We start from the raw sequence: 21226 nt of genomic DNA on the forward strand, positions 1-21226 counted from the left end.
ATCCTCATCTGAATGAGATAGGTTTTACCTTTGAATTCTGTTCCAAAAATAGGTTTAGGGGTCGCGATGATCATCGCGACCTTTGTTATTTCTGCCCTAGGTGCTTTGATTGTTCAAGCCCCTTCACTTGATGTGTCTGTGGTATGGGGCGACCCGTACTATCAACATGTCACCAAGTTCAGTTTCTACCAAGCGTTTCTTTCCACATTGCTCAGTGTTGGCTTTGCCATTCCAGTAGCGCACGCACTTTCGCGTCGCCAATTTATTGGTAAATCATTACTGCTTAAGCTGTTTGCATCGACACTGGTTTTACCGGTTTTGGTTGGTGTTTTTGGGTTGTTAGCGATTTATGGCAACAGTGGTTTGTTGGCGCAGTGGTTGCAAAGTTTCGATACTAAACTGCCATTCTCTATTTACGGTTTGAACGGTATTTTACTCGCCCATGTGTTCTTTAATTTACCTTACGCGGCGCGATTGCTTCTGCAAGCCTTGGAGTCTATTCCTGCCGAGCAGCATAAGCTTTGCGCGCATCTTGGGATGAGCCATTGGGATAAGTTTCGCTGGGTAGAATGGCCGCGTTTAAGGCAGCAGCTTCCCCACGTTTGTGGGTTGGTGTTTATGTTGTGCTTTACCAGTTTTGCCACTGTAATGGCGTTGGGGGGCGGGCCAAAATCCACCACCATTGAATTGGCCATTTACCAAGCGATTAAGTTTGATTTTGATTTACAAGCTGGGGCGTTATTGGCGCTGTGGCAGATGCTGTTATGTGGACTGCTTGCTATTGGTGTGCAGAAGTTAACAAAGCCTGTTGCTATCAGTGCTGGCAGCACATCGGTACAGCAATTTTTAACGAAGGATCATGGGTGGTCAAAAGCTTGGGATAGCTTTTGGATCATAGGTGCCTTTTTACTGGTAATACCGCCGTTATTGATGGTGTTACTGAGTGGCATCAACCAACAAGTTTGGACAGTATTAACCGATGAGCGTTTTTGGTCTGCGCTATTGAACTCCCTCAAAGTCGCCTGTGTCGCTAGCGCGCTTGCGGTCGCTGCAGGGGTGTCCATACTATTGACCAGTCGCCGTTGGAGGTTGCAGTACAAAAACACGCGAGCCGATCAGATAGAGTTAATCGGCACCATTATTTTGGTGACTCCAGGTCTGGTGATTAGCACCGGTTTATTCTTACTACTGCGCGCATTTACCGATGTTTTTAGCTTGGCATTTTTTGTCGTGATTTTGGTGAACGGTTTGATGGCTTTGCCTTACGTGATCAAAACGCTAGCGCAGCCAATGCTGCACATTGAACAACAGTATCAGTATGTATGTGCCAGCTTAGGCATGCGTGGCTGGCAACGGTTTAAAGTGGTGGAGTGGCAGGCGCTACGCAAGCCGTTTGCACATGCGTTTGCGATCAGCTTTATGTTTGCAATAGGGGATTTAAGTGCCATAGCACTGCTTGGTGGACAAGAGTTTCGTACCTTACCTCTGTATTTGTTCCAGTTGCTTGGCAGTTATCAGATGGACGCAGCTGCGGTGGTATCGGTGACCCTATTGTTGTTGAGTGTGGGCTGTTTTGCCTTGATTGAGAAAGTATTGAAAACGAAGGAGAGAGCGTAATGTTAGTGTTGGATGATGTGCAGTACACCTACCAACGTGAACTGTTTCGTTTTGACTTAACGATTGAGCAAGGACAGATTGTGTCGCTGATGGGACCAAGTGGGGCAGGGAAGTCAACCTTGCTGGCGTTGGTGGCAGGATTCATCCATCCTGACCGTGGTGATATTTGTGTTGATGGTGAGTCCATTGTGCGTAAAGAGCCTTATCTGCGTCCGTTCTCTATGTTGTTCCAAGAGCACAATTTGTTTGCTCACTTATCGGTGCGTGACAACATCGGTTTGGGCTTACACCCAGGGCTAAAGCTTACGGTGGACCAAAATCGTCAGATTGAACAAGCCGCGCAGCAAGTTGGTGTTGCAGAGTACCTCGACCGTTTGCCAGAGCATCTTTCTGGTGGCCAGCGTCAACGTGTTGCCTTAGCGCGTTGTTTTGTTCAGCCTCATCCCATGTGGCTGTTGGATGAGCCGTTCTCGGCGCTTGATCCGGTGTTGCGTGAAGAGATGCTGAGCTTGGTAAAAAAACTGGCAGCAGAGCGGGGAATAACCGTATTGATGGTCACGCACCATTTAAGCGATGCCAAAGCGATTGCCAGCCACTTTGTGTTTGTGGCGGATGGTAAAGTGGAAGCCGCGGGTGATATGTCTGCATTGAGTGAACAGCATGCTAGTGAGAAGCTTGCGGCATTTATCCGAGCCGCATGCTAGTGCCTGATAGTTGCTAGGTCATGCTTCTCCGCAACACAAACCATGCCTAGGGCCAAATTCAAATTGAGATCTTAAGCTCATGATATGGTCAATCATTGCTTGTACGCGCCGTGGGCGGTTTGCTCCAGGACGATAGACTAGATAAATAGGCATTGGTACCGTGTGCCATTGCGGCAACACTCTGACTAAGGTGCCACTTTCTAGCTCTTGCGTCATGTTTTGCACAGGTAAGTTAGCGATGCCTAGTCCTTTAAGTGCGCCTTTCAATATTGCTTCTACAGTTGTACTTGAGAAGTTACTGGTTATTGAAACATTGACGGTATTATCGTGTGAGATCAGCGTCCAAGGCCCTATTTCTGAAACATATTGATACCTCAAACAGTTGTGTTTTGTCAGGTCTTCTGGCGTTTCAGGTACGCCGAACTCAGCTAAATACTCAGGGCTAGCAGCCAGGACTCGAGTCGTATAGCCTAATTTTTTTGCGATCAATCGATCATCAACTATCTGACCGACTCGAATTGCCATATCAAAGCCGTGTGAAAACAGATCAACAAAATCGTTCGATGCTTCTAACGCAATTTGTACTTTTGGCCATTGTTTTAAAAATGGCAAAAAGATGTGTTCCGCCATATACGCATCCAACGCTGGTGGCGCGGAAATACGCAGCCGGCCTTGGATCTGTTGTTCCATCTCCAGTACGTCATGGCCAATTGAGTGGAATTCCTCAACTAAGCTTGCAGCACGCTCTAAAACCATTTGGCCAGCTTCGGTGATCACTAACTTTCGGGTTGTGCGCTCTAGGAGTTTGGCTTCAAAGTGTTGTTCGAGTTTGGTTATGGCTTTACTAACAGTAGATTTCGGTAGGTTTAACTCCAGCGCGCACTTGGTTAAGCTCAGTAGTCGACAGCTTGTGACAAAGATAGAAAGCGTTCTAAAGTCAATTGTTTCTAAATTGCGAACAATCACTTTCAATTATCCATATTGTTTCAATATTAATCTGATTATAGTCTGGCACCTCATCCTTAGCCATCAAGTTATTGTCATTTGAGGTAAACAACATGTCCAACTCTGTAGACTTATTTTCTCCTATCGAACTCGGTCAATTAGCATTAGATAACCGTGCTATTATGGCGCCTTTAACGAGAGCTCGTGCTGGCGCAGACCATATTCCTAATGACCTTATGGTTGAATACTACGCTCAACGTGCGAGTGCCGGACTTATCATTGCTGAATGCACCATGGTGATGGAAGGTACGTCTGCTTTTATGGCAGAACCGGGCATTTACAACGAAGAGCAAATCGCAGCTTGGAAAAAGGTAACGGATGCGGTTCATGAGAGAGGCGGTAAGATTGTACTGCAAATTTGGCATGCGGGACGAGCTTGTCATCCTGATCTGAATGAAGGAAAAACACCTGTAGCGGCGAGCGCATTGGCCATTCGTGATGAATTAGTCCATACCCCTTCGGGTAAGCAAGCATATACGGTACCACGAGCACTCGAAGTGGATGAGATAGCTTCCATTGTTGCGGCGTTTAAACAAGGTGCAGAAAACGCCAAGAAAGCCGGCTTTGATGGGGTCGAGATACATGGCGCCAATGGTTATCTTATTGATAACTTCCTTCGTGACGGCTCAAATTTACGTACCGATGAATACGGTGGCTCGGTTGAAAATCGTGCTCGATTTTTACTTGAGATAGTGAAAGAAGTCGTTGAGGTGTGGGGACCCGGAAGAGTCGGTCTGCGTACATCTCCGCTAAATGGATTTAATGACATGAAAGACAGTGATCCAGTTGGTTTGGTGCGTTACTTAGCAGAGCAACTTAATTCTTTCGATCTTGCTTATTGGCACGTGATGCGTGCGGATCTGAAAGGCGTACAAAAAGCAGATGTTCTCAAGCCAGCACGCGAAAACTATCAAGGTCACTTAATGGCGAACGTGGGCTACAGTGCACAAGAAGCGGCAACAGCAATTGCAGAAAACAAAGTTGATGTGGTCGCATTTGGCGTTCCCTTTATCGCAAACCCAGATTTAGTTGAGCGATTTAAGAAAAATGCACCTCTTAATGAGGCGAAACCAGAACACTTTTATTTGGGGGGAGCAGAAGGTTATACCGATTACCCAGTGATGGCATAACCCTTACTTGTTTCATATAAAAAGGACGCTAATGTTAGCGTCCTTTTTCGTTTCTGTATTTACTTAGCCTTGCGGTTTTACGACCATCACATTGATTGGAGAATATTCCACAACCTTACTCGCGACAGAGCCAAGCATTACTTTATTGATTTTAGAGCGCTTGTGGCTTGGCATAATGATGAGATCAGCGCCTAAACGTTCTGCATAATCAAGAATGGTCGCGTAGGCCTTGCCTTCAGCAACATGCACTTGGTAAACCACATCTTCAGCAATATGCTCATTAGCGAAAGTTTTTAGTTGCTGCTTCACGTCTTGCTTCATTTTGGCCGCAGCATCTTTCGGAAAGTATGTGGCAACCATCGACATGTGAATACCAGGTAGTACAGTCAGAAGATGGATTTGAGCATTTGCTTGCTTTGCCTGCCAAACCGCTAGTTCAACCGCTCGGTCTGAAAAGCCTTGGTCATTTAGATCAACCGGAACAAGAATTTGTTTGTACATTCAATGTCTCTCATTAAGGCCCCTTTATCCTCGGGGCCAAATCGGTTATGCGCTCAATTGTTCCTTACGAGCACGACGTTTTTGGTTCATTGCAAGCACCAGCAAAATCATTAAGCATGGTACAAACACCCACTCTTTCATCGGACGGTCTGCATCCTGGATAACCCACTTGATTTCCCAATCAAAGTCGATACCTGCGGACTCTGCTGGACTACCAAATTCAACCATATCGACAATCATTTTGTTGTCACTTTCGGTCAGCATCAGACCCATAGATGAAATACGTGCGTCTGCTGTTGTCGCACTGTCTTCGAATGGAAGACGAACCGTTTTCTCAATGTAGTCGCCCTCAAGGTTTTCACCGGCAACACGTAACTCCAATGATTCTCCTACATTTAGTGTTTCCGTGATTTGAGCTACCTCAACGCCAGGAGAAAGAACTTTCGCTGGGTACAGCATGTCCCACCAAAAACCTGGACGGAAAAACGAAAATGTCAGTACTAATAATAGGACTGTTTCCCACCACTTGTTACGCGTGAACCACCACCCTTGAGTTGCCGCAGAGAATATCAGCATTGCAATGATCGATGAGATGACTGTGAGTGCCAAATGCCACCAAGAGTCGATCCCCATTAACAATAGCTGGGTATTGAACACAAACATGAACGGCAAAATAGCGGTTCGAATATCGTAAGTAAAACCTTGGATACCAGTACGAATTGGATCTGATTTCGCAATTGCTGCTGCTGCAAAAGCCGCAAGGCCTACAGGTGGGGTATCGTCGGCCAAAATACCAAAGTAGAAAACGAACAAGTGCACCGCTATCAACGGAATAATTAAGCCATGCGCTGCGCCGAGCGTAACAATAACCGGCGCCATTAGCGTAGAGACCACGATGTAGTTCGCCGTTGTTGGCAGACCCATCCCCAGAACCAAGCTAATGATGGCGGTAAACAGCAGCATAAGAATGATGCTGCCACCAGAGATAAACTCGACGAAGTCGGTCATCACTAGGCCGATACCCGTTAGTGTAACAACACCAACAACGGTGCCCGCTGCCGCGGTTGCAACGCCGATACCAATCATATTGCGCGCACCAGAAACTAAGCTCTCGGCAAGATCGACAAAGCCATCTTTGGTTTGCTGAAGCATGTCTCCTTGCTTTGACAGCAGTGCAATCAACGGACGTTGAGTCAGCAAAATGAAAATCATGAATACCGTTGCCCAGAATGCCGAAAGGCCAGGTGAGAAACGTTCGACAGTCAAACACCAAACCAATACGACGATAGGGAGTAGGTAGTGCAAGCCTGACTTAACGGTTGGGCCAGGATCAGGTACTTCTGTTAATTCTGCATCAATCTCAATTGCGCCATCTTGCACGTGATTTGCTGAGACTTTCACCAACCCAACGTACGCGATTAATAGTGCGACGGTAACAATTGGTGTCGCGGCATCACCAAAGACGTCCTTTGTCCAACCCACTCCGTAGTAAACCAATGCGCTGATCACACACAATCCTAAGATTGTGCCAGTAAAGGACAGCAGACTTTGTACTAGTGTTGGATTGTGGCGACGAGGAAGGCCTGTCATGCCTGCTTTACATGCTTCAAGGTGAACAATGTAAATTAAAGCAATATAAGATATTAGCGCTGGAAGTAGGGCAGCTTTAATCACCTCAACGTAGGAGATACCGACGTATTCCACCATCAAAAATGCTGCAGCACCCATGATTGGCGGTGTTAACTGACCATTGGTTGAAGCCGCTACCTCTACCGCACCCGCTTTTGTGCCGGGAAAGCCAACACGCTTCATCAGTGGAATGGTAAAGGTGCCAGTTGTTACTACGTTTGCGATTGAAGAACCAGAAACCAGACCAGATAAACCTGATGCAACAACGGCCGCTTTAGCTGGGCCACCTTTCATATGGCCAAGCAACGAGAAGGCAACTTTAATGAAGTAAGCACCAGCACCAGCGCGTTCCAGCATTGCTCCAAACAATACAAACAAGAAGACAAAAGAGGTAGAAACACCTAGCGCAACTCCAAATACGCCTTCAGTTGTTAGCCACAAGTGAGACATGGCCTTGTTCAAGCTTGCCCCTTTGTGCGCGATAACGTCAGGCATGTAAGGGCCTGCAAAGGTGTAAGTAAGGAAAACAGCAGCCACGACCATTAATGGTGGACCAAGTGCTCGGCGTGTTGCTTCTAAAAGGAGGAGCATACCGATAACAGCAACAACGATATCTACTGTTGTCGGTGCGCCTGAGCGTCCTGCTAGCTCAGTATAAAAAAGGTATATATAGGCTGCTGAAAAGCTGCCTGCCAACGCGAGTATCCAATCAACAAGAGGGATATGATCGCGAGGAGAATTCTTCATCGCTGGATAAGCAGTGAAAGCCAAAAAGATCGCGAAAGTAAGGTGGATAGATCGCGCTTCCGTGTCGTTCAGTACGCCAAAATTGAAAATAAATGGTAACGGGGATGCGTACCATAATTGAAATAGTGACCAACACAGAGGAACAAACCAAAGGATTCGTCCTTGCATTCCCGAAGGGCTACGTGCACCTGTGTCTGCCTGAGCCACCATTTCTTGCACATCTTGTGACGGAGCTTGATTCGTCGCCATGTACTTTTTCCTTATTATTGATGGTCCTGTCTGATTTTTATCGAGAACCACACTTCGCCTCTATCAGTGTAGTGAATGGAGCGAAGTTTGCTTTCGAGTATTTTGCTGCCTGAACTCAAAGTGTTGATTGTTGGATACTCTGTTAGGCGGCGTTTAAGTTTTCTTGGGTATGAGCTCGCAGTTTTCAGAAGAAAACTGGCGAATAAAGCATACAGTTAGAACGTGCTACAACCTGTATGCTCAAACAGGCAGAAAATATTCTTTCCTGCCTGTATGTAGAGTCTGAGGTAATTACTTAATTAGACCCATTTCTTTGTAGTATTTTTCTGCACCTGGGTGAAGAGGAATAGAAAGACCAGCTTTCACCATGTCTTCTTTCTTCAAGTTTGCGAATGCAGGGTGTAGACGTTTGAAGGTATCAAAGTTTTCAAACACAGCTTTTGCCACGTTGTAAGCGACATCGTCTGAAACATCAGAGGTCGTTACCATTGTTGCTGCAACACCAAAGCTGTTTACGTCTTTGTCTGTACCGCGGTACATACCAGCCGGTACTGAGCTAAAGGCGTAGTATGGGTTGTCGGCAACAATTTTATCGATTTTAGGGCCTGTTGCTGAAACTAGCTTCGCATCACATGATGTGGTTGCTTCTTTGATTGAACCGTTCGGGTGGCCGACCATGTAAATGAAGGCGTCAATTTTGTTATCACAAAGTGCCTGAGAGCGTTCAGAGCCTTTTAGCTCAGACGCCAATTTGAAGCTGTCGTTTGTCCAACCCATCGCTTCCATGACAACGCCCATCGTTGCACGGTCACCAGAGCCTGGGTTACCGATGTTTACTCGCTTACCTTTCAGGTCTTCAACGTTTTCAATACCTGAATCTGCACGCGCAATGATGTTGAAAGGTTCTGTATGAAGAGAGAACATTGCGCGTAGCTTCTTGTACGGGCCTTGTTCTTCAAACTTGCTCGTACCGTTGTAGCCGTGGTACTGCCAATCCGATTGCACGATACCAAAATCTAATTCGCCTGCACGGATAGTGTTAACGTTGTAAATTGAGCCACCAGTCGATTCTACTGAACAACGGATGTTGTGGTCTTTACGACCTTTATTTACCAACTTACAGATAGCACCACCAGTTGGGTAGTAAACACCTGTCACAGAGCCAGTACCGATGGTAATAAACTCTTGAGCGTTAACTGCGCCTGCGCCCATTACGGCTGCAGCGATAGCGCCTACTTTGAGAAGTTTGTTAAATGCCATGAATTTCCCTTCCTTATATTCATTATTTACCCGGAAATAACCATAAATCACTTCTGGAGTTTCCTATTTGGAAACGGCACCTTTTTCAATCCAATCGTTTGAAAAAGCGAGCGAATCATAACAAAAAATTGGCAGAAAATTATCCAATTGTTAAATGTTATAGTTGATAAGTCTGAATTTTGTATCAGGGGATAGGATTCAATTTGTGATTTAATTCTTTTTATAACAATTACTTAATTAACGTTTAGTGACTGAAATGAAAAAAATCAATTGCGTGATGTTAATCACAAAATGGGTGGTTAAAGAACGAGCGGAGTAAGCAAAAAATTTACATAAATTATGGGCTACAAAATGAGACTTCTTTTATAACCCACAATGAGTTAGCTGATTGAAGCTTTATAGAACTTAACCAGTATATTCGAACAGCTCGCACACTGATTTGAAGAGTTGCTCAGTCGTAATTGCCATGGTTGGCGTAATGAAAATGGTATCGTCACCCGCGACAACGCCAAGAATACCTTCGGATTTACCGAGTGAATCAAGCAAGCGAGCAATCAACTGTGCTGCACCTGGGCCGGTGTGAATTACCACTAACGCTGCATTACGATCGATGTCTAGTACCAGTTCACGCAGAGAGCTGCTGACTGTTGGGACACCTAGCTCAGCAGGAAGACAGTAAACCATTTCCATTTTTGCATTGCGCGTACGGACGGCGCCAAATTTAGTCAGCATACGTGAGACTTTAGATTGGTTGATACTCTCAAACCCTTGCTGTTTGAGTGCGTCAACAATCTCGCCCTGTGAGCCAAAGCTTTCTTCTTTTAACAGGGCTTTAAAGGCGCGAACTAAGTTGTCTTGTTTTTCTGAATTGCGCATAGTCATTACAAATCTCTTATTACGGGTCAGCAATTTTGCATATTCTCGCATATATATTCAGGCGGTGCCAAAGAGTCCCAGGATTATGTTAGATGCGTCACTGTAAACTATATACCACATAGAATTCTTTAGCGCGCTGAAGTAGGGCTGTATCTGTTTTCTTGAATTCCTTGTCATTTCAACAGAATAAAAGAATAATCCAAGCCCCATTTGTAGCACGGTAACAGCGAGTTGCGCGAGGTCGCAAAGCTAGCGTTAATTGATTGTAATCAAGTTGTGATTCCGATAGCTTTATTTAAGTTGGTTACAAACTACCCTACGAATACGTTTATAAGAGAAATACTCTCAAGGAGAACTACATGAAAGTAGCCGTTATTGGTGCCGCTGGTGGCATCGGTCAAGCCCTGGCCCTTCTACTTAAGAACCGTCTTCCTGCTGGTTCTGATCTAGCCCTATATGATATTGCTCCAGTAACTCCTGGTGTGGCCGCTGATCTTAGCCACATCCCTACGCCAGTTTCTATCAAAGGTTACGCTGGTGAAGATCCTACTCCAGCACTAGAAGGCGCGGATGTTGTGCTAATTTCTGCTGGTGTTGCGCGTAAGCCAGGTATGGATCGTGCGGATCTATTTAATGTAAACGCTGGTATCGTTAAATCGCTAGCGGAGAAGATTGCGGTTGTTTGTCCGAAAGCTTGTGTTGGTATCATCACAAACCCTGTAAATACAACAGTGCCAATTGCTGCTGAAGTTCTTAAAAAAGCGGGTGTTTATGATAAGCGTCGTCTATTTGGTGTAACAACGTTGGATGTTATCCGTTCAGAAACGTTTGTTGCTGAGCTAAAAGACAAAGATCCAGGTGACGTTCGCGTGCCAGTAATTGGTGGTCACTCTGGCGTAACGATCTTACCTCTACTGTCTCAAGTGGAAGGTGTTGAGTTTACAGCTGAAGAAGTAGAAGCATTAACGAAACGTATTCAAAATGCAGGTACTGAAGTTGTAGAAGCGAAAGCGGGTGGTGGTAGTGCAACACTATCAATGGGCCAAGCTGCATGTCGCTTTGGTCTGTCTCTGGTTCGTGCTCTTCAAGGTGAAGAAGGCGTAGTTGAGTGCGCTTACGTTGAAGGCGACGGCGAACACGCGACGTACTTCGCGCAACCTGTGAAACTGGGTAAAGAAGGCGTTGAAGAAGTACTAAGCTACGGCAAACTCAGCGATTACGAAAAGTCTGCATTAGACGGTATGCTAGAAACACTAAATGGCGACATCAACATTGGTGTTGAATTCGCAAAGTAATCTAGAAAGCCTATATAAGAAGAAAGCCGATCATTTTGATCGGCTTTTTTGATCCTTGATTTCTCAACTTCGTAAAAATGGTCGAATAAAACCACGTAGTGAAGGAGAAGATGATGGAAGCGAGTCGAATCCGTAAAGGCATGGTTGTTGAGTGCCAACAAGGCGTCGGTACGATATTAGTGGTCGATCATGAAGCAGAGACAGTATTGTTGTCCAAACAAGGGACTGAACAGCAGCTCGCCGTTAGCTTTGATGAAATAGAAGATGATCCACAACTGCATGGCGGTAGTGACAGATATTACTAGCGCCTCCGGCGTCGTCATTAGGTATCAAACGTAAAAAAGGAAGAGCATGCTCTTCCTTTTTGCTATAAGTCTTGCGTTATGGGTAGCTATTGATTACTTCGTGCGTTGTACTGCGACATGAGCCAGAGTAACAAGCGCTTGTTTGTATTCAGACTCTGGCAACACTGATAGTTCTGCGATTGCTTTGTCTGCTTCTTCTAGAGCTTTTTGCGTTGTGTATTCCAGAGAGCCTGCTTCTTTCATGACCGCAAGAATTTCTTCTAAGCGATCCATGCCATTCGCTTTCTCAATCGCTTCACGAATCATGATGGCGTTTTCTGGTGTGGTATTACGCATAGCATGGAGCAGAGGTAAAGTTGGCTTGCCTTCGGCCAAGTCATCACCCACATTTTTACCCATGTCTTCGCCATCAGAAGTGTAATCCATGACGTCATCAATGAGCTGAAACGCAGTGCCTAGATACTTACCGTAATTTTGCATTGCGATTTCCACATGCTCAGGAGCATCATTTAAGATTGCACCGATTTGAGTTGCGGATTCAAATAAGCGCGCAGTCTTAGAGTAGATGACTTGCATGTAGCTTTCTTCTGTCGTGTCAGGGTCGTTACAGTTCATCAACTGCTGTACTTCACCTTCGGCGATCACGTTTACGGCATTGCTCATTAGTTTAAGGATCTTCATGGATCCTAGTTCCGTCATCATCTGAAATGAGCGTGTATAGATAAAGTCCCCAACTAATACGCTAGCCGCATTGCCAAATGCTGCATTCGCAGTGGCTTTACCACGGCGCATGTCTGATTCATCTACCACGTCATCATGCAGCAAAGTCGCTGTATGGATGAACTCAATAAACGCAGCTGCCATTGTATGACCATTGCCTTGGTAACCAAGTGCACGGGCTGACAGTATCGCTAAAAGCGGTCTTAGACGTTTGCCTCCACCACTCACGATATAAAAACCGAGCTGGTTGATTAAAGAGACATCAGAATTAAGTTGGGCTTGAATTGTTTCATTCACTTTTGCCATGTCATCGGCAGTAAGCGCTTGGATAGTTTTAAAATCCATCGTATATCCGGCTGAAGTTAGACCCTGCAAGGCTTATTCGATTTATATAATTGTCGAATAATACACTAAAAAACGTTGATTAATACATTACTAAAGGGCATGATTGCCGCACTTTTCTTTGGCGATTAGCTTTTCGCCAATTTTTTCAAAATATGGCTTGTCATAGGAGCATCTATTCTGTAGAATCTGCGCCCTATTGATGATTAGTTTAGCGCACACCCTCAAGAAAGGCTGTGCGGAAAAAGCGGAGTAAAATATGTACGCTGTTTTCCAATCTGGTGGTAAACAACACCGTGTAAGCGAAGGTCAAACTCTTCGTTTAGAGAAATTAGACGTTGAAACTGGTGCAACTGTAGAATTTGATAAAGTTCTTCTTGTTGCTAACGGCGAAGACATCAAAGTTGGTGCTCCTCTTGTAGAGGGCGGCAAAATTGTTGCTGAAGTTGTACAACACGGTCGTGGCGATAAAGTTAAAATCGTTAAGTTCCGTCGTCGTAAGCACTCTCGTAAGCAACAGGGTCACCGTCAGTGGTTCACTGAAGTGAAGATCACTGGTATCAACGCTTAATCTATTAGGAGAGTTTAACAATGGCACACAAAAAAGCTGGTGGTTCTACTCGTAACGGCCGCGATTCAGAAAGCAAACGTCTAGGTGTTAAGCGTTTCGGTGGTGAATCTGTACTTGCAGGTAACATCATCGTTCGTCAACGTGGTACTAAGTTCCACGCTGGTAACAACGTAGGTATCGGTAAAGACCACACTCTATTCGCTCTTACTGAAGGTAAAGTGAAGTTCGAAGTGAAAGGTCCTAAGAACCGTAAGTTTGTAAGCATCGAAGCTGAGTAATTAGGTTTTTAACCAAATTACTTAATAGCTTTAAGCTGAATTCAAAAGCCCTGCCGAATCGGCGGGGTTTTTTATTTGTGGCAGTCGACATATCGAAGTTTCTCGCTAAGATCCTAAGCGATTTGAATCTGGGAGCTTAGATCTGTCATCTGCTAAAATTGTCGGATGACATAGTAAGATTTAATCCACGCACGAAGTAGTCGGAGTAAAAGATGAAGTTCGTAGATGAAGCGGTAGTAAAAGTTCAGGCTGGTGATGGCGGTAGTGGCGTTGTCAGTTTCTGGCGTGAAAAATTCATCACTAAAGGTGGCCCTGATGGCGGTGATGGCGGTGACGGTGGTGATGTTTATATCCAAGCCGATGAAAACCTAAATACCCTGATTGATTACCGTTTCCAGCGCTTCTACGAAGCTGAGCGTGGTGAAAACGGTCGCGGTGGTAACTGTACAGGTAAGCGTGGTAAAGACATCGTTCTTCGTGTACCTGTGGGTACGCGCGCTGTGGATATCCACACAAATGAAATCGTGGCGGAAGTTGCTGAACACGGTAAGAAAGTGATGATCGCAAAAGGCGGTTGGCACGGTCTAGGTAACACGCGTTTCAAATCTTCAGTAAACCGCGCGCCTCGTCAGAGAACATTGGGTACAAAGGGTGAAGTACGCGAAATTCGCCTTGAGCTATTGCTTCTTGCTGATGTGGGTATGCTTGGTCTACCTAATGCTGGTAAATCAACCTTTATCCGCGCAGTATCAGCAGCAAAACCGAAAGTCGCTGATTACCCATTCACGACGTTGATCCCAAGCTTGGGTGTCGTAAGTGTCGTACCAGAGAAAAGTTTTGTTGTTGCAGACATCCCTGGTTTGATCGAGGGTGCAGCAGATGGCGCTGGCCTTGGTATTCGATTCTTGAAGCACTTAGAGCGTTGTCGAGTGTTGCTGCACATGATCGATATTATGCCAATTGATCAGTCCGATCCGGTGCAAAATGCATTGACGATCATTGATGAATTAGAACAATACAGCGAAAAACTGGCAAGTAAGCCGCGCTGGTTAGTGTTCAACAAAGTTGATCTAATGCCTGAAGAAGAAGCGAATGAGAAGATCCAAGAAATCTTAGACGCACTAGGTTGGGAAGACGAGTACTTTAAGATCTCGGCGATCAATCGTAACGGTACTAAAGAGCTTTGTTACAAACTGGCTGACTTTATGGATAACCTACCTCGCGAAGAGGAAGAAGTGGCTGAAGAAGATAAAGTTAACTTCATGTGGGATGATTACCATAAAGATGCGATGGCGGGTAAAGACGTTATCACTGAAGATGACGACGATTGGGATGACTGGGACGATGAAGAAGATGACGGTCACGTTGTCTACGTTCGTGACTAATCAGAACGGTCAAACAATGCCTGTTTGCCTATAATTCATTAAGCCGCAATTATTTATTGCGGCTTTTTTTGTATCTAAATCATATTTAGGTGATGTGATTTACGGCACAATAACCGATACGTCGTGTTTTTTGAGGGTTAGTTTGGCCCTCGCGCGTATGAATGAGTAACACCCTAAAAGGAATTAGACTTATTTATGACTCTAGAAACCATACCGCCTAGAGAGTTGGCGGTATCTACTCAACGATCGATTTCTCGTCTTGTCGCCCAAGCCGGACAAATGCTACTTGCTCATGGTGCTGAAAGTACTCTTGTGAGCGATATTATGCGTCGTATTGGCCTAGCTTGTGGGGTGAATGAAGTTGCGGTATCACTATCAGCTAATGCATTGGTTGTGACGACGGTAATGGATGGGCATTGCATCACCACCACCCGAAGCTGCGCTGATCGTGGCATCAATATGCGCGTTATTACGCAAATTCAACGAATCTGTATCATGATGGAGCGTGGTCTGCTCGATGCAACCATGGCGCAGAAAAAGCTGAACGCTATCAGTCCAGAGCGTTATAACCGCTGGTTGGTGGTGTTTATGATTGGCTTGTCTTGTGCGGCATTCAGTCATCTAGCTGGTGGTGATTGGGGAGTCTTCATCATGACCTTTTTAGCTTCAGCTGGTGGCATGATCGTTCGCCAAGAAATTGGTCATCGTCATTTCAACCCTCTATTGAACTTTGCTGCGACCGCTTTTGTGACTACCTTAATTTCAGCACAGGCGGAAATTTACCAAATCGGTAATCTACCTACCGTAGCAATGGCATCGTCAGTATTAATGCTTGTACCTGGTTTCCCACTCATTAACTCTGTCGCAGATATGTTGAAAGGCCACATTAATATGGGGATTGCTCGATTTGTGATGGCTAGTTTACTAACGTTGGCGACATGTTTGGGGATCGTTGCTGCGATGAGTGTAACTGGAATTTGGGGGTGGGCTATCTAATGAGTTTATTTGATTTGATGTTTGGCCTTTTGAATGACATGTTTTTTGCGGCGATTCCCGCCGTAGGATTTGCATTGGTTTTTAACGTGCCACAAAGAGCCTTAGTGTATTGCGCTGTTGGTGGCGCGATTGGTCATGGTAGCCGCTACTTGATGATGCAGTTTGGCATTCCTATTGAGTGGGCAACCTTTTTTGCTGCGACGTTAGTTGGGATGATTGGTGTGTACTGGTCTCACCGTTTTCTCGCGCATCCAAAAGTGTTTACTGTGGCTGCTTTGATCCCGATGGTGCCGGGTGTGTTTGCGTACAAAGCAATGATCGCTATGGTAGAAATCAATCATGTTGGCTACTCACCCGAGCTTGTCGCAACCTGTATGGAAAACTTTCTTAAGGCCATGTTTATTATTGCAGGTTTAGCAGTTGGTCTTGCGGTTCCAGGGCTGTTATTCTATCGCCGCAGACCTATTGTATAAGGACCTAACATGATCATTAGTATGATTGCCGCGATGGCCGACAATCGCATCATTGGCAAAGACAATCAAATGCCTTGGCACCTTCCCGCCGATTTCGCTTGGTTTAAGCGTTGTACCATGGGAAAACCGGTTGTGATGGGACGCAAAACCTATGAGTCTATTGGTCGCCCTTTACCTGGTCGCTTGAATATTGTTATTAGCCGTGATGAGACACTAAAGATCGAAGGTGTCACTACCGTAACATCGATTGAGCAGGCTCTGGAAGTCGCAGGTGATGTGGAAGAAGTGATGATCATTGGTGGTGGTGCGATTTACACCACTTGTCTGCCTATGGCCAATAAACTGTATGTAACACACATTGAAGCGGCCATTGATGGTGATACTCAGTTCCCAGATTGGGGAGACGAGTTTAAGGAAACTTACTCAGAAATGTATCAAGCCGATGAGAAGAACGCCTACAACATGCGCTTTACTGTGTTAGAAAAGTAATTCGAGATTAACACCGCGTAGTTAATACGGTAATGCCGTTCGTATAACAGCGAGCGGCCATCCCAACCTACCGTCATCCTGAAAAGCGACGAAAGAGCGAGATTCAGGAGCCTCTATACGAGTACTTTGTTGTCAAAGGTATTTCTATCTATTCGCAGCGCGAGGATATTAGATTTCTAGTCTCGTTAAGGCTCGTTGGAATGACCCTACAGGAGGTGTTAAGTGACAGGTATTCCTCCTACTATGGATTATCGACTGTTATTCAGTGTTTAACTTAACGCATCCTGAGTAAAAATTTTCTTATCTTCCCAACGGATCATGGTTAGGCTTCCGCCCCAAACACAGCCAGTATCTAGCCCGATGACTTCGCTGTTCATATAACCTTGCAGTGCAGCCCAGTGCCCAAAGAGCACCGCTTTGTTTAAGTGGATACGTTTAGGCACCTCAAACCATGGAATAAGTTCGTTACCGGAAACTTGTTGCGGTGGCAATTTACAATCCATATCCAAACGACCATCAGGGAAACAAAAGCGCATCCGCGTAAAAGCATTGATAATATAACGGTATCGGTCCAAACCCTGTAGATAGTCATCCCAGGAATCAGGTTGATTGCTGTACATGTTTTTTAATAGCCAAGGCAGCTCTTCACTTTGGATGATGCGCTCAACTTCACGGGCACACTTTCTCGCTGTTTTTAGATTCCACTGCGGTGATATGCCAGCGTGACACATCACGAACTCGTCATGCTCGGCCATTAGAGGTTGCTGAGCTAGCCATGTCAGTAGTTCCTCTTTGTCAGGGACCGTGAAAATAGGTGCGGTTCTATCTTTGTCTTTGACCTTTTTTATCCCGTGAGCCACTGCAAGAAGGTGAAGGTCGTGATTACCAAGCACGACGATTGCGCTTGCGCCAAGTGACTTCACAAAGCGTAACGTTTCTAATGATTTAGGCCCTCTGGCGACCAAATCACCAGCAAGCCAAAGTTGGTCTTTTTTCACAGAGAAAGATACTTTTTCTAGTAGTCGCTGCAATTCATCAAAACAGCCTTGGATGTCACCAACAATATAGGTAGCCACTGAATCTCCAATTTACTAATTTAAAACATTTGGAACAGCCAAGCGAAATGGTTCAATTTCGGTGATGAACTCTTGCCCTTTCTCATCCAGCATTTTGTAGTGTCCTTGCATAACGCCGACAGGGGTTTCTAACGCGGTTCCGCTACTGTACGTGTATTCATCATTGCTTGGAATAAAGGGCTGCTGGCCTACAACTCCGTCACCTTCAACCGTCATTTGCTTGCCATTCGAGTCTGTGATTAGCCAGCGGCGGCTCACTAACTGTACGGTTTGTTGGCTAAGGTTTTTGATGGTGATGATATAAGCGAAAACGTAGCGTTGTAGCTCTGGGTTGGACTGTTCTTCGATGTATTTGGTGTGAACTTGAATTTTGATGCAAGGTTGAATGACGTCCATGTGCACTCCTCAGAAACGTAATATCCCAATAATAATAAGCCAAACCTACAAGGGTTTGGCTCATTGTTTGAGTTCTTAGTGCTGCGGGTTATCCGCAAGCCAGTTCGCCATTGCGACGAATTGTTCTAGCGTCAGGTTCTCTGGACGCATGCTTGGATTAACACCTAGCTCTTCTAGTACTTCTGTGCTTAACAACGATTTGTAGCAGTTACGAACTGTTTTACGACGTTGGTTAAAGCCTTCACGACAAACGCGATCGAGCAAACGCAGATCTTTCGCCGGGCATGGCAGCTCTTCGTAAGGCACTAAACGAACAACGGCAGAATCCACTTTCGGTGGTGGAACGAATGCCGTTGGCGGTACTTCCAGTACCGGTACCACTTTACAGTAGTACTGAGCCATTACCGTTAAACGGCCGTAAGCTTTGCTGCCAGGGCCGGCGGCTAAGCGGTTTACCACTTCTTTTTGCAGCATAAAGTGCATGTCTTGAATGTCTTTATGGAACTCGAAAAGGTGGAACATCAATGGTGTAGAGATGTTGTACGGTAAGTTACCAAAAATGCGCAGCTTGTTGTTTGGCTTCACTAGTTGAGTGAAGTCAAAACGCATAGCGTCACCCTCATGGATGGTCAACTTATCTGCCAGTTCAGGGTGAGTACGTAGGCGTTCCGCCAGATCGCGGTCTAATTCGATAACTGTGAACTTATCTACTTCACGACCTACTGGCTCAGTGATTGCACCAAGACCAGGACCGATTTCAACCAGGTTTTGACCTGGTTTTGGGTTAATCGCTGATACGATTCCATCAATAATGTATGGATCGTTCAGGAAGTTTTGACCAAAACGTTTACGCGCTTTGTGTCCTAAATGGACATCATTTCTCATTGTTTCTTCTCTACCAAATCTATCGCATGCGTGAGCGCTGTTCGGAAACTCCCTGTATCCGCTTGACCTGTCCCTGCCAGATCTAATGCAGTACCGTGGTCCACCGATGTTCTAATAAAAGGTAGACCAAGAGTAATGTTTACTGAACGACCAAAGCCTTTGTATTTTAATACTGGCAACACTTGATCATGGTACATGCCTAAAACAGCATCAGCATCATTTAAATATTTTTCATTGAAAATGGTATCAGCCGGCAGAGGGCCGATCAGGTTGATACCTTTTTCTTGTCGAATTTTTTCCAGTGTCGGAGTTATGGTCTCGATCTCTTCACGACCTAAGCAGCCATCTTCGCCAGCATGAGGGTTAAGCCCGCAAACGTAGATGTTTGGTTGTGCGATAGCAAACTTTTCTACAAGGTCTGTATGAAGAATATCGATGATTTTTTCTAATCGCTCTTCGGTGACAGCTTTGGACACATAAGCTAAAGGAATATGTGTTGTAACCAGCGCCACGCGTAGTCCTTCCGTTGCTAGCATCATTACGACTAGCGGCGTTTGTGACTTCTCGGCGAAAAATTCAGTATGGCCACTGAATGCAACACCTGCGCGATTAATCACCCCCTTATGAACAGGGCCGGTGACAATAGCATCAAATTCATCATTCATACAGCCTAAAGCCGCTCTTTCTAGCGTTTTTAATACATAGTGGCCATTCGCTTCATTGAGCTCGCCTGCGACCGCAGGTTCCGATATTTGGATATGATCAACGATAAGCGTGCCCGCTTTTTGTGCTTTAGGTGCTTCTTCTGGATTGTAATCAGACAGTTGGACTTCGATGCCAAGCTGCTTGGCTCGCTCCGTCAGCATATTCTTATCGGCACAGACGACAATTTGGTGCGCCCAATCTTCTTTCGATAGGGCAAGCACTAAGTCTGGGCCGATACCCGCAGGTTCCCCTGCGGTTACGACAATTCTACGAATTGTATTAGTTGTCATTGTTGTCATCCACGATTTCAACAAACGCACTTGCGCGTAGCTCTTGCATCCATGCGCCCGCTTCTTCATTAAATTTACGGTTAAATAGAATACGGTAAGCTTTGTTCTTCATCGCTGAGTCAGTACGGTCCACTTGGCGACGATCCAACACTTCAACGATATGCCAGCCGTGAACGGTTTTGAACGGTTCGCTGATTGAGCCAACTGGCAGAGTTTCTACTTGGTGCTTGAATTCTGGCACGTAAAGATCTGGTGTTTGATAACCTAGTTCACCGTCTTGTGCTGCCGAGCCAGGATCTTGACTGTATTGTGTTGCCAATTGAGCGAACGTTGCTTCACCGGCTTTGATGCGGCGTACAAATTCATTCAGTTGCTTCTTCGCCCCTTCGTCGCTCAGAATCACGGTTGGTTTAATCAAAATATGACGCGCATTTACTTCCGTTACCGCAACCGTTTCTAGGCCTTTTACATCCTCTATTTTTAGGATGTGGAAACCAACGCCACTACGGAATGGACCAATAATGCTGCCTTTGTTTTGCATCTTGATCTGATCAGCAAAGATGGTTGGCATCTCTTCTTTACGCATCCAGCCCCAGTCACCACCTTGTAAAGCTTTAGGACCTTTTGAGTAGGTGTAGGCCATCTCCGTAAAGTCTGCACCTTCGTTTAGCTTTTTCGCGAGCGCTTTAGCTTCTGCTTCTACAGCTGACTTTTCTTTATCGTCAGAGAAGCGCAGTTGAATGTGTCCAATTTTGTATTGAACAGTCGCATTGGTTTCTTGTGATAGTTGCTCAGCAAGGCTATCGACCTCTGCTGGAAGGATATTAATACGGCGACGAACCAGTGCATTGCGAGCTTCTGATGCGGCGATTTCCTTACGAATTTGTTCGCGGAATTCTGGGTAACTTAAACCTTCACTTTCTACAGAAGCGGCGAGTTGTTCTACTGTTTGCTCATTATTACGTGCGATCTCTGCAATCGCTTGGTTTAAACGGTTGTCGTCAATACGCACACCAATACGGTCTGCTTCTTGGCCTTGCAACGTGTCAATAATAAGTTTTTCAACAACTTGTTCTTTTAATACTCTGGTAGAAGGTAAGCTCTTTCCACTTTGACGTGCGTTGGCTTGCAGCGTTTTCATCGCTGTTTCGATGTCGCTTTGTAGAACTACACCGTCGTTCACGATGACCGCAACCTTATCGATCTCTACTGGTGCTGCAACCGCTCCGCAAGAGAGTAGGGTCGTGAATAAGATTGATTTCCAAATTTTCATTTAAAATTCCGTCAGTATTTTTGAATAGG

At 45.4% G+C, this 21226-nt stretch carries 22 protein-coding genes; 11 read left to right on the forward strand and 11 right to left on the reverse strand.

The window, feature by feature from the left end; all coding sequences use genetic code 11:
- Positions 1 to 30 precede the first annotated feature (30 nt).
- Both thiP and thiQ read left to right on the forward strand, forming a co-directional pair.
- Positions 31 to 1617, forward strand: a complete 1587-nt coding sequence (gene thiP, locus KI742_RS02740) for a thiamine/thiamine pyrophosphate ABC transporter permease ThiP (RefSeq protein WP_238843525.1) — start codon at positions 31 to 33, stop codon at positions 1615 to 1617.
- Entirely contained in the window at positions 1617 to 2321 is a 705-nt protein-coding gene (gene thiQ / locus KI742_RS02745) for a thiamine ABC transporter ATP-binding protein (RefSeq protein WP_005379648.1), read from the forward strand. Before thiP ends, thiQ begins: the two co-directional genes overlap by 1 nt.
- An 18-nt stretch (positions 2322 to 2339) precedes the next feature.
- Here the strand turns inward: thiQ and KI742_RS02750 are convergent, their stop codons facing one another.
- Positions 2340 to 3287, reverse strand: a complete 948-nt coding sequence (locus tag KI742_RS02750; protein ID WP_042522435.1) for a LysR family transcriptional regulator — start codon at positions 3285 to 3287, stop codon at positions 2340 to 2342.
- A gap of 92 nt (positions 3288 to 3379) precedes the next feature.
- Here KI742_RS02750 and KI742_RS02755 point away from each other — a divergent pair, with 92 nt between their 5' ends.
- Positions 3380 to 4456 (forward strand): alkene reductase, encoded by a 1077-nt coding sequence (locus tag KI742_RS02755; RefSeq protein ID WP_025768366.1) that lies wholly within the window; start codon positions 3380 to 3382, stop codon positions 4454 to 4456.
- A gap of 63 nt (positions 4457 to 4519) precedes the next feature.
- On the opposite strand, the gene KI742_RS02760 is transcribed toward KI742_RS02755, so the two are convergent.
- From KI742_RS02760 to argR, 4 genes are all read right to left on the reverse strand, one after another.
- Complete coding sequence (locus KI742_RS02760; protein WP_005379654.1) at positions 4520 to 4957, reverse strand: universal stress protein; 438 nt, start codon at positions 4955 to 4957, stop codon at positions 4520 to 4522.
- Between the two features lie 45 nt (positions 4958 to 5002).
- Positions 5003 to 7582, reverse strand: coding sequence for a TRAP transporter permease (locus KI742_RS02765; RefSeq protein ID WP_017820274.1), 2580 nt, complete (start codon positions 7580 to 7582; stop codon positions 5003 to 5005).
- 291 nt (positions 7583 to 7873) lie between these two features.
- Complete coding sequence (locus KI742_RS02770; RefSeq protein WP_005379657.1) at positions 7874 to 8842, reverse strand: TAXI family TRAP transporter solute-binding subunit; 969 nt, start codon at positions 8840 to 8842, stop codon at positions 7874 to 7876.
- Between the two features lie 405 nt (positions 8843 to 9247).
- Positions 9248 to 9718, reverse strand: coding sequence for a transcriptional regulator ArgR (gene argR / locus KI742_RS02775; protein ID WP_005379659.1), 471 nt, complete (start codon positions 9716 to 9718; stop codon positions 9248 to 9250).
- 359 nt (positions 9719 to 10077) lie between these two features.
- Between argR and mdh the strand changes: the two genes are divergently transcribed.
- The gene (gene mdh, locus KI742_RS02780) at positions 10078 to 11013 is read left to right on the forward strand and encodes a malate dehydrogenase (protein ID WP_005379660.1); all 936 of its coding nucleotides are present in this window, start codon (positions 10078 to 10080) and stop codon (positions 11011 to 11013) included.
- Positions 11014 to 11126: 113 nt separating this feature from the next.
- Entirely contained in the window at positions 11127 to 11318 is a 192-nt protein-coding gene (locus KI742_RS02785; RefSeq protein ID WP_005379661.1) for a hypothetical protein, read from the forward strand.
- Positions 11319 to 11411: 93 nt separating this feature from the next.
- Here KI742_RS02785 and ispB read toward each other — a convergent pair whose 3' ends face one another.
- Positions 11412 to 12383, reverse strand: coding sequence for an octaprenyl diphosphate synthase (gene ispB, locus KI742_RS02790; protein ID WP_005383097.1), 972 nt, complete (start codon positions 12381 to 12383; stop codon positions 11412 to 11414).
- 256 nt (positions 12384 to 12639) lie between these two features.
- Here ispB and rplU point away from each other — a divergent pair, with 256 nt between their 5' ends.
- From rplU to folA, 6 genes are all read left to right on the forward strand, one after another.
- Positions 12640 to 12951 carry a 50S ribosomal protein L21 gene (rplU, locus tag KI742_RS02795; RefSeq protein WP_005383096.1) on the forward strand — a complete coding sequence of 104 codons (312 nt, stop codon included), beginning with the start codon at positions 12640 to 12642 and terminating at the stop codon, positions 12949 to 12951.
- Positions 12952 to 12971: 20 nt separating this feature from the next.
- The gene (gene rpmA, locus KI742_RS02800; protein WP_005383095.1) at positions 12972 to 13229 is read left to right on the forward strand and encodes a 50S ribosomal protein L27; all 258 of its coding nucleotides are present in this window, start codon (positions 12972 to 12974) and stop codon (positions 13227 to 13229) included.
- A gap of 212 nt (positions 13230 to 13441) precedes the next feature.
- Complete coding sequence (gene cgtA, locus KI742_RS02805; RefSeq protein WP_042522432.1) at positions 13442 to 14614, forward strand: Obg family GTPase CgtA; 1173 nt, start codon at positions 13442 to 13444, stop codon at positions 14612 to 14614.
- 195 nt (positions 14615 to 14809) lie between these two features.
- Positions 14810 to 15610 (forward strand): threonine/serine exporter family protein, encoded by an 801-nt coding sequence (locus KI742_RS02810; protein ID WP_285385121.1) that lies wholly within the window; start codon positions 14810 to 14812, stop codon positions 15608 to 15610.
- Complete coding sequence (locus KI742_RS02815; protein WP_005379665.1) at positions 15610 to 16083, forward strand: threonine/serine exporter family protein; 474 nt, start codon at positions 15610 to 15612, stop codon at positions 16081 to 16083. Before KI742_RS02810 ends, KI742_RS02815 begins: the two co-directional genes overlap by 1 nt.
- Positions 16084 to 16092: 9 nt before the next feature.
- Positions 16093 to 16572 carry a type 3 dihydrofolate reductase gene (folA, locus tag KI742_RS02820; RefSeq protein WP_005379666.1) on the forward strand — a complete coding sequence of 160 codons (480 nt, stop codon included), beginning with the start codon at positions 16093 to 16095 and terminating at the stop codon, positions 16570 to 16572.
- 269 nt (positions 16573 to 16841) lie between these two features.
- Here the strand turns inward: folA and apaH are convergent, their stop codons facing one another.
- The 5 genes from apaH to surA form a co-directional block, all read right to left on the reverse strand.
- Complete coding sequence (gene apaH, locus KI742_RS02825) at positions 16842 to 17648, reverse strand: bis(5'-nucleosyl)-tetraphosphatase (symmetrical) ApaH (protein ID WP_285385122.1); 807 nt, start codon at positions 17646 to 17648, stop codon at positions 16842 to 16844.
- 15 nt (positions 17649 to 17663) lie between these two features.
- Positions 17664 to 18044: a Co2+/Mg2+ efflux protein ApaG gene (gene apaG / locus KI742_RS02830; protein WP_005379668.1), complete on the reverse strand. Its 381-nt coding sequence runs from the start codon at positions 18042 to 18044 to the stop codon at positions 17664 to 17666.
- 75 nt (positions 18045 to 18119) lie between these two features.
- On the reverse strand, positions 18120 to 18929 hold the full coding sequence (gene rsmA, locus KI742_RS02835; protein ID WP_005379669.1) for a 16S rRNA (adenine(1518)-N(6)/adenine(1519)-N(6))-dimethyltransferase RsmA: 810 nt from the start codon (positions 18927 to 18929) through the stop codon (positions 18120 to 18122).
- A complete protein-coding gene (pdxA, locus tag KI742_RS02840) occupies positions 18926 to 19924 on the reverse strand; it encodes a 4-hydroxythreonine-4-phosphate dehydrogenase PdxA (RefSeq protein WP_151514459.1) in 999 nt (332 codons plus the stop codon). Before pdxA ends, rsmA begins: the two co-directional genes overlap by 4 nt.
- On the reverse strand, positions 19914 to 21197 hold the full coding sequence (surA, locus tag KI742_RS02845; protein ID WP_285385124.1) for a peptidylprolyl isomerase SurA: 1284 nt from the start codon (positions 21195 to 21197) through the stop codon (positions 19914 to 19916). The genes pdxA and surA overlap by 11 nt, the downstream gene beginning before the upstream one ends.
- Between the last annotated feature and the right edge of the window lie 29 nt (positions 21198 to 21226).

The sequence above is a fragment of the Vibrio sp. D417a genome (assembly GCF_030248595.1).
GTDB lineage: Bacteria > Pseudomonadota > Gammaproteobacteria > Enterobacterales > Vibrionaceae > Vibrio > Vibrio alginolyticus.